This is a genomic window from Mesorhizobium sp. CA6 (assembly GCF_020165035.1).
GTDB lineage: Bacteria > Pseudomonadota > Alphaproteobacteria > Rhizobiales > Rhizobiaceae > Mesorhizobium.
Window position 1 is genome coordinate 99,799 of sequence record NZ_JAIUHI010000001.1, and the last position, 16,952, is coordinate 116,750.

The 16,952-nt window shown below is 57.3% G+C and carries 12 protein-coding genes; 3 read left to right on the forward strand and 9 right to left on the reverse strand.

What is annotated here, in order from left to right; translation table 11 throughout:
* Nucleotide 1 precedes the first annotated feature (1 nt).
* Genes LB526_RS00445 through LB526_RS00465 form a run of 5 tightly spaced genes read right to left on the reverse strand, consistent with a single transcriptional unit; the run spans nucleotide 2 to nucleotide 4,893 of the window.
* Nucleotides 2–1,213: a hypothetical protein gene (locus LB526_RS00445; RefSeq protein WP_224522970.1), complete on the reverse strand. Its 1,212-nt coding sequence runs from the start codon at nucleotides 1,211–1,213 to the stop codon at nucleotides 2–4.
* Between the two features lie 26 nt (nucleotides 1,214–1,239).
* Nucleotides 1,240–2,244, reverse strand: a complete 1,005-nt coding sequence (locus tag LB526_RS00450) for an SDR family NAD(P)-dependent oxidoreductase (RefSeq protein WP_224625629.1) — start codon at nucleotides 2,242–2,244, stop codon at nucleotides 1,240–1,242.
* Nucleotides 2,245–2,297: 53 nt separating this feature from the next.
* Nucleotides 2,298–2,987, reverse strand: coding sequence for a sugar transferase (locus LB526_RS00455; RefSeq protein WP_224625631.1), 690 nt, complete (start codon nucleotides 2,985–2,987; stop codon nucleotides 2,298–2,300).
* Complete coding sequence (locus LB526_RS00460; RefSeq protein ID WP_095768667.1) at nucleotides 2,984–4,120, reverse strand: DegT/DnrJ/EryC1/StrS family aminotransferase; 1,137 nt, start codon at nucleotides 4,118–4,120, stop codon at nucleotides 2,984–2,986. Before LB526_RS00460 ends, LB526_RS00455 begins: the two co-directional genes overlap by 4 nt.
* 50 nt (nucleotides 4,121–4,170) lie before the next feature.
* Nucleotides 4,171–4,893 (reverse strand): NDP-sugar synthase, encoded by a 723-nt coding sequence (locus LB526_RS00465; protein ID WP_095768666.1) that lies wholly within the window; start codon nucleotides 4,891–4,893, stop codon nucleotides 4,171–4,173.
* Between the two features lie 646 nt (nucleotides 4,894–5,539).
* Here LB526_RS00465 and LB526_RS00470 point away from each other — a divergent pair.
* A complete protein-coding gene (locus LB526_RS00470; RefSeq protein WP_224625633.1) occupies nucleotides 5,540–6,211 on the forward strand; it encodes a LuxR C-terminal-related transcriptional regulator in 672 nt (223 codons plus the stop codon).
* Here the strand turns inward: LB526_RS00470 and LB526_RS00475 are convergent.
* Nucleotides 6,208–7,887, reverse strand: a complete 1,680-nt coding sequence (locus LB526_RS00475; protein ID WP_224625634.1) for a PAS domain S-box protein — start codon at nucleotides 7,885–7,887, stop codon at nucleotides 6,208–6,210. The genes LB526_RS00470 and LB526_RS00475 overlap by 4 nt on opposite strands.
* Nucleotides 7,888–8,211: 324 nt before the next feature.
* Here LB526_RS00475 and LB526_RS00480 point away from each other — a divergent pair, with 324 nt between their 5' ends.
* Nucleotides 8,212–8,895 (forward strand): helix-turn-helix transcriptional regulator, encoded by a 684-nt coding sequence (locus tag LB526_RS00480; RefSeq protein ID WP_095768664.1) that lies wholly within the window; start codon nucleotides 8,212–8,214, stop codon nucleotides 8,893–8,895.
* A gap of 244 nt (nucleotides 8,896–9,139) precedes the next feature.
* Nucleotides 9,140–10,207: an NAD-dependent epimerase/dehydratase family protein gene (locus tag LB526_RS00485; RefSeq protein ID WP_224600988.1), complete on the forward strand. Its 1,068-nt coding sequence runs from the start codon at nucleotides 9,140–9,142 to the stop codon at nucleotides 10,205–10,207.
* Nucleotides 10,208–10,488: 281 nt separating this feature from the next.
* On the opposite strand, the gene LB526_RS00490 is transcribed toward LB526_RS00485, so the two are convergent.
* The 3 genes from LB526_RS00490 to asnB all read right to left on the reverse strand — a co-directional run bounded on the left by LB526_RS00490 (nucleotide 10,489) and on the right by asnB (nucleotide 16,952).
* Nucleotides 10,489–12,561, reverse strand: coding sequence for a lipopolysaccharide biosynthesis protein (locus LB526_RS00490; RefSeq protein ID WP_224625635.1), 2,073 nt, complete (start codon nucleotides 12,559–12,561; stop codon nucleotides 10,489–10,491).
* Between the two features lie 181 nt (nucleotides 12,562–12,742).
* Entirely contained in the window at nucleotides 12,743–14,956 is a 2,214-nt protein-coding gene (locus LB526_RS00495) for a GumC family protein (RefSeq protein WP_224625636.1), read from the reverse strand.
* 1 nt (nucleotide 14,957) lies between these two features.
* Entirely contained in the window at nucleotides 14,958–16,952 is a 1,995-nt protein-coding gene (gene asnB / locus LB526_RS00500) for an asparagine synthase (glutamine-hydrolyzing) (protein WP_224625637.1), read from the reverse strand.

Below are 16,952 nucleotides of genomic sequence, written 5' to 3' on the forward strand. Positions count from 1 at the left end.
TTCAGTTCGACTTCGCCTCTTCCGACCAGTCGACGCGGGTGACGAAGTCATAAACAGGTCCGCCGGGCACACCCCAGTTGCTGGACCAGATTACCTGCGAGCCATCGGGCGATGGCGAGGCATGGGTCTCGCTGCGGTAGTCGAAATCAACGCTGCGCGTTTGCGCTATGCGCCGAACCTCTCCGCTGCCATCGAGGCGCAGCGCGATAACCTCTCGTGCATAGGGTGCCATTTCCGGACGGGCCGAAACCACATTCGGGTCGCCGCCGTAGCTCAGGAACACCCAGCCAGGTTTGTTCAAAGCACGCAGAGAAGCATGCGAGGCCTCGCCATATTTCATAAGCGAAGTTACTTTCCCGTCAGACAGCCTGCGTTTGATCACCTGATAGCTGTCCGGATAGGATTTGCTGATGCCGACGTAGATCTCGCTCCCATCGGCGTCGACCGTCATGTCGCCATGCCCCGGCCGATGATGCTCTGTCCACTGCTGGCCTGGAGCGCCGTCGATCGAAAAAATAAACGACTGTTCGGTGCCGTCCGCCAGTGCCTGGATGCAAAGAATATTTTCGCCCAGAGGAGAGATCGAACAGTTCTCATTGACCCCAGCAAGCCGCCCAAGTGCGATATCGGCAAACTTGCTATGCTGCTTGAGATCGTACGCGAAGACGACCTCGGCACCGTCCGATCGAATTGCACGCACTGCCAGGCGATTACCGTCTCGGCTCGGGTTACCTTTGCCTGGTCCGAAGTGCAGATCCCGATAGTCCTTTGAATCGAACAGCACATCCTCGTGATTGGTCCGCGGCGCCCAGGTCGATATTCGCCGGCCTCGAACGCAGATCATCAGATCCGCATTTTGGGGATGCCATTCACATTCGCCCGATCGATCGCGCATCAGCAGCGGTAGGAATGTGTGTCCGTCGAAAAAGCACATCCCGTTGCAGCCGTTGGTTATAACGAGAAGGCTCTGGTCCGCATTCCAGGCTTGGGCGCTGGAATAACGGTGGCTGCAATAATCTTTTATACACGCGACCCCATTTCCAAGCGGCCCGGATTTTGTGATCCGGGTGAATGTTTCCCCAAACGCGGGATCGACCGTAGGGCGCAGATAGTCGGGCAACTGCATCGCCGGCGTCGCAACAAAGTGCGTTGACGTATTGCCCGCCTGGCTTGCGGCAGCATGCGGACCAAGGCACGCGACAGCGAAGATCATAGACAACACATGCCGGCGACGACAAGTCATGTCATGTAGCCCATTTCCCGGCGCACCCGCCCCTCGCTAAGACGCCCTCTCCACCATGATATGGTGCGCTCCAGCCCATCTCGCAGATTGGTACGGGCTCGCCATCCGGTCTGCGTTTCGAATTGCGTCGAGTCTGCAAGCAGCGCGCGAACCTCGGAGTTCTGTGGGCGCAAGCGGCTTTCATCTCGATAGACAGGCTTCTTCGATCCGCTCAACTCGACCACCAGGTCCAGGACTTCCGCGATCGTCGCGGCACGCTGGCTTCCGGCATTGTAGGCCTGGCCGAATTTGAGTTCCGCCACGCCTGCGGTCAGGAATGCCGCGGCCGTGTCTTCAACAAAGGTTAGATCGCGGATAGGGCTCGTATCCCCGACCATGATAGCCGAACAGTTCTTGTCGAGGGCCTGTCTGATTATGGTCGGCACTATCGCCCTCTCGCTCTGGCGTGGGCCGTAGGTATTGAATGGGCGCAGAGTTACGACGGGAACGTCAAATGACCTGGCGTAGGCTTCGGCCATCATGTCGGCCCCGATCTTGGATGCCGAATATGGAGACTGGCCCTGCAGCGGATGAGATTCCTTGATAGGCATGGTCAGCGCTGTGCCGTAAACCTCGCTGGTCGAGGTGTGCACGACGCGTTCCGTGTCCCACTGACGCGCTGCCTCGAGAACATTCATCGTGCCCATGACATTGGTTTCTACGTATGACTGGGCAGCCGCATACGAATATGGAATCGCGATGAGAGCAGCCAGATGGAAAACCACAGCTTGGCCGCGCATGATCCTGTTCAGGAATGCGCTGTCGCGCACGTCGCCACGCACGGATTTCAGGTGGCCTCGGATGTTGTCCGGCAAATCGTCAAGCCAGCCGTGACTGTCGAACGAATTGTAGAGGGCCAATGCTGTGACATCCGCTCCATTGCGGACCAGCGCCTCGGTGAGATGCGATCCGATAAATCCATCGGCGCCCGTGACCAGTACCTTTTTGCCTTTGTAGTCCATGACCAATTGTCCCTCTTGCCATGTCCACTCTGACGGTGACACTCACCCGAGTGTCAGCCCGAACGCGCTTTAGTCGCGATCGGCGACGGCGGTACCCGGCCGACAACGGCTAGAAAACCGCGAGCCATCCAGACGGCGTCAGCCAACAGAGTTCGCTGCGGATAATAGGAAAGGTCGATCCTGGCCTTGGCGGGAAACAGGGTCTCGCGATAGTACTGCACCGGATCCGTGAACTTCGGATAGAAATTCGCTTCGTTGCGGAAGAGAACCTGGCTCGGACCGAGTAAGCCAGGCTTGTACTGCAAAACAGCCTCGGCGCCGCCGTGGAAACAGTCGGCGAACGCCAGGCTCTCCGGCCGCGGCCCAATGATTGCCATGTCGCCTATGATTACATTCCACAGTTGCGGCAGTTCATCGAACTTTGTCGCGGCGAGCACGCGCCCTATCGTTGTCATGCGCTTGTCGTCGGCGACGGTCAGCGCGAGGCCGTGGGGATCGCATCGCACATCGAACTTGCGGAACTTGTACATGCGAAAAGGCTGAGCCCCGGCGCCCAGGCGGGTTTGTGCAAACAAAACCGGCCTACCGCCCTCGGCCAGAAGGGCGATGGCGATCAGCAGCATCAGTGGCGCAAACAAGACCGCAGCAACGCTCGCAATGGCAATGTCGATCAAACGCCGCACAGACCCATGGGCCGAGACTGCAACGTAGTGTCGGTGGAGGGATTGATCTGTCGCATTCATGCGGCCGTTCCTGCTTTGGTACAGCCGTTCACCGCAGTTGCCAGAGCCTCCACAACCGCTTCGACCACCGCTGAGGTCATCTGCGGGTGAAGTGGAATCGTCAGCTCCCGCTGAGCAAAGTCTTCTGTTCGCGGCAATTGGGTCCCGGGAAAAAGCTCGCGGTACAACGTCATCCGGTGCACGGGCGGATAGTGGATCGTTGTTTGGATTCCCTGGTTGCGCAGTTCGTCGATAACGGCTTGCCTGTCGGCGTATCGCGGTAAAAGTATCGGCATGATGTGGTGCGCCGATCGCCGCGATTCACTGAATGGAACGATTATTGCCGGGCAGTGCATTGCAATGAGTCGCCGATAAAGGACGACGAGGATACGCCTTACTTCGTTCCATTCTTGCAGGTTTCCTAACTGGACAAGTCCGATTGCGGCCCGCATCTCGTCCATACGATAATTGAACCCAAGCATGGTGACGTCATACTGCGGCGTGCGGCTGTTCAGCCGCTGGTGTGTGCCGGTGGTCATCCCGTGCCCGCGCGCTTGGCGAATCCTTTCCAGCAGTTCATGGTCTTGGGCGATTACGGCGCCGCCCTCGGCGGTTGTCATGTTCTTGTTGCCGTAGAAGCTGAAGGCCGCGGCAACGCCGAAGGTCCCTACTTCTCTCAAACCAGGAGCATGCGCCGCGTCTTCAATGATGTGCAGTCCCCGAACACGAGCGAACCTTTGCCATTGTTCTCGATTGGCCAGATACCCGGCGAAGTGAACGAGAATAATGGCCTTCGTTCGCGGCGTGCATCGAGCCTCGGCTTCCGCAAGCGACATCAACGGCAAGTCGGCTGACTCAATATCGACAAAGACGGGAGTTGCACCGACATAGAGCACTGAGTTCGCGGTCGCCACGAAGGTTAGCGACGGAACCAGCACCTCATCGCCCGGACCAATGCCAAGTCCGTGCAAAATGAGATGAAGCGCCGCAGTACAGGAACTCACCGCAACGCAATCGTCCGCGCCATGCATGCGGGCAAACGACTCTTCGAATAATCGAACCTGCTCGCCCATGGTCAACCAGCTGCTATCAATGACCTTTGATAGAGCCGCCTTCTCCGGAACACCCAAAATCGGGGCACTGACCAAGAGCATGGTGACCTCACTCCCAAATCATCATTCGTGTTTGAGTTTCTCGCTGTTTGTCAGGCAGCCGCTGCCGCGACTTCGATCGAAGCCGATTGCTCTTCCCAGGAAATGGCTTGAGCATTCTGGAAATCGTCGACGCGGCCGATATCGAGCCAGAGTCCCTCATGCTTGTAGACATGGACGACCGTGCCTTGCTGCATCATCTGCAGCATCAGGTCGTCGAATCCGAATGGAATGCCGGAGGGAATAAAACTCAGAACATCCGGATTCATGCAGTAGATGCCCATGCTAACGAGATGAGAAAGCGTCGGCTTCTCGCGGAACATCTGCACTGCATTGTCGACTTCGTCGATGACGCCGAAATCCATCTTGATAAGACGGTTTGCGGTAGCGATGGTCACCGGATCCTTGTGCTTGCGGTGGGCAGCTGTGAATCGGCTGAGGCTAAGATCGGTGAGAACGTCGCCGTTCAGCACGATAAAGGGTTCGGTTAGTTCATCTCGGATAAGCGACAGTGGCCCGATGGTGCCCAGCGGCTCCATCTCCTGAGTGTACCGTATTTTCAGGTTCCATTGCGAACCATCACCGCACACGCTGCGGATGAGATGGCCGAGATACCCGGTCGTGATGTAGACCTCTTCAATGCCATTGCGTCGCAGCCACTTGAGAAGCAGCTCGAGCACCGGCCGGGCACCAATTGGCATCAGCGGCTTCGGCAACACCGACGTAAAGGGACGAAGTCGTGTTCCCATCCCACCGCATTGAATAACCGCTTTCATCCGATCCTCCATAGTTCAACGCCGCTTCAATGGTTGGTGCCTGGGCAGACGTGTTCAGACCTCTTCCGACCATGATGGGTCGGATAGAAAAGTCGCCACGTGTCCGTCCCGAGCATCTTATGAAGAACGGTATGTGAGCGTTCGAAGGATGTCGTCGTGCAATCGAATGGCACCAATCCATTGCCTCCGCAGGTTCAGCGACTAGGCCGGTCCGCCCTGTCCACCGCGAGGCACGATGGCGCCGAATATGCCGACCTACATCTGCAAAATTGCTTGGCCACGAGACCTTCAAATGCCCCAGTGCGGACCTCAGAATCCACCTGCTGGAATTTACGTCTCGCTACTGCTCAAACAGCTGATGTCACATGCAATTTGGTAGTTGGCCATAGACGCGCCTGATCGCGATGTTGGCTTTCTGACAAAGGCAGAGACGGTGCGATTCAAGCCGGTTGAACGGTCCTCGGAAAAAAAAAGAGATTTTTCCGCCATAGAGGAATATATTAGCAATACGGCGCGCAAGTGGTGCGGATTTCTGGGCGTTCGACGAGTGGTTGGCCACCGCCAAGGCCATTCCCCGATTGATCGTTTAGCCGCATTAGGCGTTTCAAGGCCCGCTTTGTAGGGCCTGCGTTGGGGTGGAATGCAAATGTATCGAGTCGTCATTGCGGACGATCACGGTCTGTATCGTCGTGGGCTGAGTTTGGCGCTCAAGGCCGAGCTCCCGGAACTGGAAATATTCGAAGCTGGATGTTTTGATGCCGCTGCCACTGTCCTGGCTCAGCGGGAGATCCATCTAGCCATTCTGGATCTGAACATGCCGGGACTGTTCAACCAGCAAGTGCTCGGCGACGTTTTGTCAGCGTATCCGGACACCCGTTTTGCAATCGTTTCCGGCAATGATTCACGAGCGGAAATATTGAAAGCCCTGTCGATCGGGCTGCACGGCTATATCGTGAAATCTCAGACGGACCAAGAAGTGGTGTCGGCAGTGCGCGAGATTCTGGCAGGCCGCATCTATGTGCCGGCGCTGTTGTCTCGACCTTCCGGGGGTTCCGGGTCACACGCACCCCAATCGGCGAGGGCATGGACCCAACGGCGGGTGGGAGCGGCCAGCCTTAGCAAGCTGACGTCAAGGCAACGTGACGTGCTCAAGCTGATGGCGGAAGGCTTTTCAAACAAGGAGATAGCTCGCGATTTGGACATTTCCGAAGCAACGACAAAAATCCACGCCGCTGCGGTAATGCGTGAGCTGGGAGTACGCAACCGCACCGAGGCAGCCGTCGCGCTACAAAACTGGCGTTCGAAATATATCGACTAGGGCGCGATTTCACGTCGAGACAGCCGCAGCGAGTATCGTAGACCGCCTTCAAATATTTCCAGCTTCGAGGCATGGCCGATAAGCGGCGCGGTGTTGACGCCCAATATCATCGAACCAATGCCATGGCCGATGTTCTTGGCCTTCCTGCGTCTTCCCGATTCTATCCAATCGAAGACGACGTCATCGCTTTCTCCACTATCGGCCCATCTAACCTCAAGGCGCCCTCGGGAACCGCCAAGCGCGCCGTGTTTGACAGAGTTCGTCGTAAGCTCGTGAACAACCATTGCGAAGGTTTCGGCAGCGCCGCTTGACATCATGACGTCAGGGCCATGGGTCTTTATCTTTCGCGTTTCCATGTAGGGCAACAGTTCCTGGACCACGAGATCCCGGAGCAATACCGAACTGTCGGTGCGACCGGAGATCATCATATGCGTGACTTCAAGCGCTCGTATCCGATCGATTAGGTCCTCCTTGAACTTCATGACATTGTTCGCCGGAGCACCAACCATTTTGACCAGCGCTATCACGACCGCGAAAAGATTGCTGAATCGATGGCGCTGTTCGATCAAAATACGGTCCCGTCTCCTGACCGTGGCACGCAAAAGCGTGGTCTGCCGACGTTCAGTCAGGTCAGCTGCTATCCCGATCAGCAGCTGCTGATCATGATACCGCTCCTCCCGTCCGCGCAGAGCGACCCAACGAATAGGTCCATCCGGACGTCGCAGCCTTATCTCAACGTCGTAATTCGTGGTCGCGCCGGATTCTTTGGGGAGTGCAAGCTTTGGCCAGTCCGCGGGATAGACGACTGCAGCTAGCTCGTCTATCGGCCGGCTGGTGGCGCGCGGCAGGCCTAAGATTTCCCAAAATTTGTCGGAACCCGTGACGACGCCGCTTTTGAGGTCGACTTGCCAGGTTCCCAACCGCCCCGCCGAAAGCGCCAGATCAAGCCGTTCCTTCTGAACCCGGATCGCTTCGCGCGCCGTCCGTCGTTCCGAGATGTCATCGACAACGATGATCGCGCTCTCTGAAAGGAGGCCGTCGGAACGGTACGACGATAGGTTCAGGCGAGCCCAGAATGTGGACCCGTCCTTCTTCTTCAATCGGGCTTCCATATCGAATGGCATCGCGGACTTGCCTTGATCGGCAAGCGCTTCAACAACGCTATCGCGATCATCGGGATGAACAAGCTGCGCAAGCGGAAATTGAGCAAGCTCGGCTTCGGTATATCCCGTCAGCTCACAAAGACGTTTGTTGGATTGCAGAAGCTCGCCTTTTTCATTCGTGTTCGCAAAGCCGAGGGCCGCACGCTCGAACACCGAACGGAAGCGGCTCTCGGTGGCCTCGACGGCGGCCAGTCGAGTTTCGGCGACCTTCAGGGCCTCGCTAAGGTCCTGCCGCAAGCGGTGGAACATGAAGGCGATCATGAAGCCGGAAACCAGGAGAAAGATTGCTCGCGGCCAGTCCTCTGCGGGAATCGAACCGCGCAGAAGTCGTTCGGCCCCGAGGCTGGCGGCGACTGTCACGAGAGTTGCAATGATTGCACCGCGACGGCCAACAAGATATGCAGCGACAATTATAGCTGGAATAGATGATATGAAGGTTGCTTCAGTTTCCGTCTGAATTAAGTTTGTTATTACGAATATTAGCGTGAAAACTAGCACCAGCATGGAAGCCATGTGAGCTAGCGAGATGCCCTTCAAGGCCGAAACCGTTCTACGCAGATGCAGCCCCATACCTCACAGACTACAACTTTCGGATTAGTCCGTCGAGCCTAGAACTCCACCGCCTGATCTAATACCACTGCCGGATTGCGGCCCTCAAATCCAAGCTTACTATCATTCACGAAGAGCGTCAGGTTCGCCTGGACTCTTTGTAAGAGAGCATGAAGAAACCGATGCAAGCCTCTGAGATCAAAGATTTTTGGCAGAGAAATCTGTCTTGGAGTCAAGCGTAACGATTGGAGATCTTAGCGGTTTTCGGCCAACAGGGGTGGGAAGGCAATGTCTTTCATTGATAGGCACAACGATACCGTTGCGAATAAGCGCCATATTGAATTGAGCACTGCTTACGGCAGTGTCGCTCGCCTGGCACGCTACACGTCGGACAGGCAGGGCACAGCATGTGCGTCAAAGCGTCGGAGCCTGGAATCCGTCACCGGGATGCTGGACCGCATTGGCTGTGGCTTCCTGGTCCTCAATCGCGAGAAAAAGGTGGTGGAGTGGAACATTGCCGCTCAAAGCACCTTTGAACGACAGGGTGAGACGGCCGGCACGGCTCCGGAGCTTACGGCTGCGCTGAGGCGGCTGGTCGCGAACGTTCCAACCAACTTCCTGCCAGGTTCGTTGTCATGGGTGGTGATCCGCACCACTGACGATCGGCCGGTGATACTCAATGAGGGCGGGGTGATTGCGCCCGACGGTACAAGTATCGTAGCGTTGTTAGACCGGGAGACCCGGTCCTCGGCTAATCCGCAGACATTGCAAAAGATGTTCGGCCTCACGAGCGCAGAAACTCAGCTTGCCATGAGGTTAGCTCAAGGGGACGCACCATTGGAAATCGCCCGCAGCTGGCATCTCAGCCGCACCACGATCCGGTCCCAGCTTGCCTCGCTTTTTGCCAAAACAGAAACCAAGCGCCAGGGTGAACTGGTAGCTCTGCTCGGACGAATTTCCGTATTGCCGTGATAATGCCGCCTCGACCGCGAGGCGGCGCGCGTCGGCATGTTGAATTGGTTTGGCATTGCGTCTGTGCGAGCGCATTCCTGCCTGATCCAGATATAGCCGACGATCTCGATACAAAAATTTCGAAGCGGAGCAATTCGTCATGGCCGGACATAGTCCCAAGACCGCGGGCGTGCTTGACGCACAACCTGACAAATCCAGTTCAACAGGAACGAAAGCCGGTCGATCCAGTCCGGACATGGCGGTTATGCAGCTGGCACGAAAAGGTCCTGTTGTAGTCACCGGCGCCGCAGGCTTTATTGGGTTTCATGTGGCATCGCGGCTTTTGCGTCACGGTGCGCGGGTCATAGGCGTGGATAATTTCACGCCCTACTACGATCTAAAGCTCAAGGAAGCGCGTTTTGCGCACCTCTGCGCGGAGCCAGGTTTCACTCCGATGCGTATGGATCTGGCGGACCGATTGTTGGTGCAAGCTTTGTTCTCCGACTTTCAACCGCAATATGTCGTCCACTTGGCTGCCCAGGCGGGCGTGCGTTACTCTCTTGTCGACCCGCATGCCTATGTTCAGTCCAACATCGTAGCGTTTCTCAATGTTCTAGAGGGTTGCCGGCACTTCGATATCAAGCATCTGGTCTACGCTTCGTCCAGTTCGGTTTACGGCGCCAACCAAACCATTCCTTTTTCCGAACATGGCGGCGCTAACCATCCAATAAGCTTCTATGCCGCCACCAAGCGCTCGAATGAAGCCATGGCGCATTCCTATAGTCATCTATTTCGCTTGCCGGTGACAGGATTGCGGTTCTTCACCGTCTACGGACCATGGGGCAGGCCCGACATGGCTGTCTACGCGTTTACCCACGCCATCGCCGAGGGACGCGTGATCGAGGTGTCCAATGCCGGCCGTGTCTGGCGAGATTTTACCTACATCGACGATATCGTCGAAGGGGTGGTTCGAATACTCGCAACGCCACCGTGTGCCGACCAGAATTGGGACGGTCACGCGGCTGATCCAGCCACCAGCTCAGCCCCATATCGCCTGTACAACATTGGCAATGACCGGCCAGAGGAGATCAATAGACTAATCGCGATTATAGAGACAGCCGTAGGTCGCAAAGCTCTCAGGAGGGATGTGCCTTTGCCTCCAGGTGATGTTCTCGAGACGCGCGCCGATGTAGGCGATCTTCGCCGGGCCGTAGACTTCGCGCCGGCGACCACGCTCCAGGATGGCGTTGCCCGTTTCGTCGAATGGTATCGACACTTTCATGGAAGCGCGACGGCCCCTGAGACGGAGCAACAAACGCTCGTGTCAGCGTAGATTGCCGGCAGTTCGCGCTGCTCACTCAGACCCGCGCGATCGGCTCACTGGCATCGCCTGAAGGTGCGGCTCTGTCGGCGCCCTGTTCACATCCCTCTCAACGCGCTCGCCTCGCTGATCGGCAAGAACGAGGCATTCTCTGCGTCTCTTTTTGTTTGGCGTTTCATCGAGACGCCGATACGCAAGCCCGCCAATCCGTACGTACCTTGATGCCTGCGTTAGAATGGATCACATCGCGCCAGCCGGGGTCTGTCGCCGGTCACCAATCCCAGAGCATCGAGTCAGCGCAAGAACCAAGTCCGCTGGGTGCTTTCGACCGTGTGGCGGTTAAAGGACGTAATCGCGTAGATCAGTCCGGGCGTGATCTTCAGTCGCTTGCGAATATAAATCGCCATGGCGACGTTCCAGACGACCAGGGCAAGCGCAAGCCCTATTGCTGCGCCCAGCGGACCGTAGATCTCTACTCCGATGGCACAGCCGACGACACCAAAAGCTGCCCCGAGGATCATCGTCGCAGCGGCCGCCCATTCGTTTCCGGTCATGGTCAAGAGATTGAGCTGCGGTCCGCACAGGGCCACGAATACGTAGCCGAGCATCAGCACCCGCGCGATCGGTGCTCCAGTTCCGAAATCCTCACCGAACCAGCTTAACAGCGGCCGAACAATCAAGAGCAACGGGATTGCCATTGCTATTGCGGCACCGGAAGAAAGCAGGGCAGCTCGTGAAAACAGCTCTTGCAAACCTCTTCGGTCGTTCTTTGCGTAAAGCGTAGCTGCCGTCGGCGAAAACATTGTAGAGACGGCCACCAACGAGAGACCGACAAGCAACGCGACATTGAGCCCCAGGGCGAAAATGCCTGCGTCGCGTATGTGGCCGGTCCAGCCGAGCACCATTACCCCCGCCCTGTTGATGAAGACGTCAAGACCCGCCATCAGCATGATAGGGGGGACCGCCGACCACCAATCCTTGGATGCATCGGCAGGTTCAGCATGTCGTAAACCCGGCGGCTGAAATCTTGCCAACAGGACAAAGACGAATGCGACTGTTACGGCCGAACTCGTCAGCACCGCTTGCATGACCAACGGTGCATTCAGAGTCCACGAACCGGACAAGGCGGCGGCACTTAGCAATGTGAGCAGCAGTCCATCACGCACAATGCGTTCTGGCAGAAGGGCAGAAACACCGCCGCCGAAGGCACGGATGAGAGCCGCGCCCAAGGCTGAAGTCGTGACCAGCGGAACGGCGGCCATACCCAAGAGCTGGCTGATCTCAAGTTCCCTGTTGTGTGAGGACGAAGACAGAAAGATGTAGGTCGCCCCTGCCAAGCCGAATAGAGACGCCACTGCCAACGAGCGTTGAAAGGCAAATCTGATTATGCCGTGGGCCAGGTCCAGGCGCCCCTGGGCCCTATAGGCAGATACAAAGCGCAACAACGATACGTTGAAGCCAAGGGTTGCGAGATATGCGAGCACCGATGTGGTTGAAAGGACGTAGGAGTAGATACCATAGCTGGTAGAGCCTACGATACGAGCAATCAGCAATTGCGCCAGGCTGGTTAGACCTGCCCCGGTCACATAGATCATGAGTGCAAAAACAGTGGCATAGCTCAGGCTACGGTTTATTTCTTCCTTCCCGAGCGTTACCGCATCGTTTCCAGCTGCGGAATTTACGGGGTTCTGTATTGTTATGGTATCCACGCCGTCATCAAGATAGGCATTGTCTACCGTCAGCGGTTGCGATGAGTGGGCAACTTGATGTCGGTACATGGGAGTGACCTGATCGCGGGCCATCTTGAAGGCGATCTTGCGGCTGACGAGTTCAACGCTTTTCGACAACGATCGGTCGTCGAGGGTTTCAACGGAGATTGTTTTCCTGTCGGTTGCCACAAGGATGTCGTTGATATTTTGAAACACTCCGAAAGCTCGCATGCTCGCTTCGAAATCCGCATCGAGAATGCGTTCGGCCGGAGCCGCTTGCATCATTCGCTCCCGCAACCGCGCCTCGGCTGCTGCACGAGGCAATACCACTCGCAAGGTAAAATCCGCGGTAGGAGTGACCTTCAGCGCTCTTGCAATCGCAACGTTGTCGACGCACCCGTGAAAAATCGACAGTGAAGCAACAGCCTGCACGTATCCCTGGTCGAATATTGTAATCTCTCTGCACTGTCGCGCTTGGTCCCAACGATTGGAAAGGTTTATGATTTTTTGCCAGACCCGAACTCGCCAAATAAATTTCCTTGGCTCAATCGCCTTTAGCATCGACGACGATATCGACAGATATTTTATCAAATCCGAGGTATATAAGAACAGTTTTGCAGTTGAAAATATTGCATAAAATACTCTATAGATAAACATGAATATCCCGAGATCTACACTCCTTGACCTTCTACTCGCCTTGTGACTTAAGACCACCTTCGTAGCGTAGCCCTGCCCACGCAGCGACTTAGCAAGCGCATGGGCAAAGACTGCTTTACCAGCTCCAGGCGGTCCAAAGAGTTCGATAATCATTTCTCGCGACCCAGGGGGCTTGAGGGCTTTATCGTTTTCCGAACAGCAGAAGATCGCCACTGTCCCCAAAATGATATTTGGCGTGCTGCTTGAGATTTACTCCAGTGAGAGCAATCCCTACCGGAGCGGATCTCGAACCATCAGGCTGCAGCGATTCCAGAATACCGCGCGCGACACTGCGCGGTGTCTTGGCCCACCGGACAGCAAAGATAACGGCATCTGCCCAACTGCTGAGCAGTCGGGATTCCGGACCGTGCAACCCTGGCGGCCCATTGAGAATGACGAGATTGTACACGGCGCCAAGCTTGTCCGCGAAGTGTCGCGGCACATCGACTTCGACCAACAGCTTCAAAAGATCGTCCGAAACTATGGGTGCGGCCATGAAATCGATGCCGATACCGGGCATGCTCACAACAGCCTCGTCTAACTCGCAGCGGCCCCTCACATAATCCGCAAACGACTTATGCGGCTTGGAAATGCTGAATTCGCGCACAAAGTCGTTGGTCAGTTGCTTATCCTGCGGGTCAAGATCGATGAACAGGACATTGCTGCCCAGGCGTGTGGCCGAGAGCGCCAGGCTCCATGCCAGCTCTGTTTTCCCATCACCTTTATCGCTGGAAGTGACGAGCACCATCTGCGACGATCGTCCGGGGGCCGGTTCGGGTGCCACATTGATCAGTAGGGACAATGCAGCGCGGCCGTAGGCGGAATTTTTCTGGCTTAGAGTGAGGGTCTGCAAGCGCTTCGCACTCGCTCTTGATGTCCTCGGCAATAGCCCAACGGAAGGGAAGCCGAGCGCTGCTTCTGTCTCAGCCTCACCGCGCATTGTGCGGCTCATGCGATTTTTCAAGAGAACCAAGACGCCCCCGATGAGGCCGAATACGACCATACCCGGCGGGATAAGGAAGATCGGTGAAAGGCTCTTCGGGTTGCTCGGTGGCCATGCCGCCGAAATTATCGAAACTCCCGCAGACGGAACCGCGATGCGGTTCCTCAAATCCTGTTGCCTGTTCAGAAGATCGTTGTACCGCTGCGTCAATATGGTGACTGCCGGCTCCAATGCGTGAAGCCCGGAAAGCCTGCCTGCCGTGTCGGCTACGACCGCGTCAAGCACATTCTTGCGCGCCTCCAGAGCGGAAACCTGCGAGCGATAGATGTCGGCTTCCGACTTGATGCGTTCGATGCTCTGTTCGATTTCGCGCTTGACGGCAACATTCAGATCCGCATCGGCCGCCGCGCCGCCCTGCCGGGCTATCAGATCGCTCAGCGTCGGCGATCCGATTGCGCTCGCAAGCGTGGCGTTCGTGGCACCGGACCGTTGCAATTCTTGAATATGCTGAACACGGGCCTCGGCTGTGGAGAGGTTTGCGCGAGACAATGACAGTTGCTGATTAAGCTCGGCCGTGTCGCGGACAGCATTGTCAACGGCACCCTGGTCGACAGTCCCGTGACTTAGCCGGTATTTTTCAAGGCGGTCGGTGGCTTGCGCGAGATCGGACTGCACGCCAGGCAGCGCAGAAACGACGGATTCGAGCTCCAACCTATCAGCGGCCTGAGCAGTCCGCGCAAGATCCTGGACATACACTTGCGCGAATGTGTTGGCCACGAATGCCGCCCGGACGGGATCCGGATCGGTAAAGCCGATGGTAATGACTCGCGATCGCAGTTCCTGCCCGACCCTGACGTAGCGCCTCAACGCCTTCAGCCTCGCAGCCTCCCTGCCCTCTGGGGTCATGTCAGCGTGATCCGGCCAAATCCCGGCCAAGAATGCACCTGCAAACGATTGCGATTCGGCTGGGGAAGCGGCGTTTTGCGCCGCGGCGCCATTGAGGTTGGCCTGCCGATCGGGCGTTGCCTTGTAAATTGCGTCTATTACCCGACGCAGATGAGATTGCGAGGCCAGCATCGTCAGATGGTTGTCAATGCTGGTATCGAGCATATCCTGACCGCCCGTCGGCTGAGGAGCGCTTCTGGTCGGATTGTCGACGATGATTTGCGTGGTGGCCTCATACAGCGCCGGCCTGGCGAAGCCGGCTAGACCCGCAACCGCACCGCCCAAAACGACCATTGCGACCAAAAACCATTTGCGCGCCGCCAAGGTAACCAACAATTGGCCGAAAGGGGTCAGGTCTTCTCGGGGGTCACGCAGCGGACGCCGCATGCGCGGATTGGGCTCTCGCACTTCGACGCGCATCTCTGTGGCGCGCGGTAGCTTTGTTCGCCTAGCTATCGAACCTTCCATTTTAAACTCCCGTCATTTCAAGCATGCGCGACTGTCTTGCGGGCACTAGAAGCCGGTTGGCGTCGGCGCGCCATGCCAGGAACATCAATGTTGCCCAAAGATCCCGGGAATGATCCCGCTTTCCGTTGACATGATCGCGCCAGCACGTCTGGACCTTATCGATGTCCAGAAGCCCATCTCCTGACTGGCGCATGTCGGCGAACAGGTCACTCGCCCATGCACGCAACGGTCCTGTCAACCAGACCGCAATTGGAACATCGAAGCCCTGCTTAGGCCTATCTATGAGCCGCCGGGGAACGTAGCGATGCAACAACTGTCGAAGCAGCCACTTGCCTCGTCCATGGCGGACCATTGCATCCGGTGGCAGCCGCCAGGCGAATTCAACGACGCGATGGTCGAGCAGCGGGCAGCGGCCTTCCAGCCCGTTCGCCATGCTGGCGCGGTCCAGCTTCACCAGGATGTCGCCGGGCAGATATCCTGCCATGTCGTTGTAGAGGAGCCGGGACAGCAAATCGTCGAGTCGCGGAGTTCGCCGAGTTGACGCCCGGTGGCCAAATCGGGTCAGGCTTGTCGTCGATGACCCTGTCAGACGCTGGTACAGTTCTTCCTGGTCCGAAGCGGCGAGCAATTGAGCCAATCGTTCCAGCCGATCACCGCGCAACGCATGGCCGAAGAGCGCCGAAAGTGGCAGCCTGCCAAAAAAATCGTAACGGGTTGCGCGCGCCACAAGCCCGATGCTTGCGGCAACTGAACCACGCAGCGACGAAGGCAAACGACGACGCCGATTTGCTTGCGCCGCCATCAGATGGCGAGCGTAACCGGCGAAACATTCATCGCCTCCGTCGCCCGTCAGCGCCACAGTGACGTGCTGGCGAGCAAGTCGCGCCACCAGCAGAGTGGGGATTTGCGATTCGTCGGCGAACGGCTCGTCCCAGGCACTGGGCAATTCCGGAATGACATCGCGCGCGGAAGCAGGGGAAAGGTGCAGCTCTGTATGATCGCTGCCTATGTACTGAGCGACCGCAGCAGCATGAGGAGCTTCATCGAATCCGTGCTCCCCGAAGGCGATCGTAAAAGTGCGAATAGATTTTCGGGATTGGACCTGCATTAGCGCGGCTACGGTCGAGCTATCTACGCCGCCCGACAGGAAGGCGCCGAGCGGCACATCCGCGCACATGCGCTCTCGAACAGAAAGCCGAAGCAGCCGATCGAGTTCATTCGTTAAATCCTCGTCGCTGCCGACGATCGGGTCTTGCCGGCCCTTCGCGGCGACGTCCGCCAACGACCACCAGAATCGAACTTTGTTTCGAACAGTTCCCGTACGGCGCGCTTTCGCGAAATCCGCTGCAGTTAAAGACAGGGCCGATCCCGGCGGCAATTTGAAAACGCCGCGCCAGATACAACTGTCGTCCGGCACCCAACCTTGCGACAGCATAGCCCTTACGGCGCTGGGATTGAGTTCTGGACGGAAATCCGGGAAACACCGAATGGCCTTGAGTTCGGAGCCAAAAACCAGGGCATGGCGGGTCGGGGCGACGTAGATTGGCTTTTCCCCCATCCGGTCGCGGGCCAGATGAAGAGTTCTCGTTTTTGCGTCCCACAATCCGAACGCGAACATGCCGACAAATCGCGTAAGCGCAGCTTCGAGCCCCCACTGTTCCACGGCCCCAAGCACAACTTCCGTATCGCATGTCCCGCGAAAGCTGTGGCCGGCATCCTCAAGCTCTCGGCGCAAGTCCCGAAAATTGTATATCTCCCCATTGAAGGTGATCACATACCGGCCGCTGTCCGAGCGCATGGGCTGGGCGCCGGTTTCCGACAAATCCACGACTGCCAGGCGGCTGTGGCCGAAAGCGACACCAGCCTCCACATCTTTCCAGAAGCTTTCGCCGTCGGGCCCTCTGTGACGGAGGGCTGTTGTCATCTGCGCTATAGCTGCGAGCGGCCTTGTGCTGGGCGAGTCTGGCGCAAGAAGGATCCCGGCGATTCCGCACAT

Bases quoted from the DNA above. Each gene is read 5' to 3' on its own strand.
- LB526_RS00470 (WP_224625633.1), top strand. From the start codon at position 5,540: ATGTATCGAGTCGTCATTGCGGACGATCACGGTCTGTATCGTCGTGGG.
- LB526_RS00490 (WP_224625635.1), bottom strand. From the start codon at position 12,561: ATGTTTATCTATAGAGTATTTTATGCAATATTTTCAACTGCAAAACTG.
- LB526_RS00450 (WP_224625629.1), bottom strand. From the start codon at position 2,244: ATGGACTACAAAGGCAAAAAGGTACTGGTCACGGGCGCCGATGGATTT.
- LB526_RS00475 (WP_224625634.1), bottom strand. From the start codon at position 7,887: ATGGCTTCCATGCTGGTGCTAGTTTTCACGCTAATATTCGTAATAACA.
- LB526_RS00485 (WP_224600988.1), top strand. From the start codon at position 9,140: ATGCAGCTGGCACGAAAAGGTCCTGTTGTAGTCACCGGCGCCGCAGGC.
- asnB (WP_224625637.1), bottom strand. From the start codon at position 16,952: ATGTGCGGAATCGCCGGGATCCTTCTTGCGCCAGACTCGCCCAGCACA.
- LB526_RS00480 (WP_095768664.1), top strand. From the start codon at position 8,212: ATGTCTTTCATTGATAGGCACAACGATACCGTTGCGAATAAGCGCCAT.
- LB526_RS00495 (WP_224625636.1), bottom strand. From the start codon at position 14,956: ATGGAAGGTTCGATAGCTAGGCGAACAAAGCTACCGCGCGCCACAGAG.
- LB526_RS00445 (WP_224522970.1), bottom strand. From the start codon at position 1,213: ATGATCTTCGCTGTCGCGTGCCTTGGTCCGCATGCTGCCGCAAGCCAG.
- LB526_RS00455 (WP_224625631.1), bottom strand. From the start codon at position 2,987: ATGAATGCGACAGATCAATCCCTCCACCGACACTACGTTGCAGTCTCG.
- LB526_RS00465 (WP_095768666.1), bottom strand. From the start codon at position 4,893: ATGAAAGCGGTTATTCAATGCGGTGGGATGGGAACACGACTTCGTCCC.
- LB526_RS00460 (WP_095768667.1), bottom strand. From the start codon at position 4,120: ATGCTCTTGGTCAGTGCCCCGATTTTGGGTGTTCCGGAGAAGGCGGCT.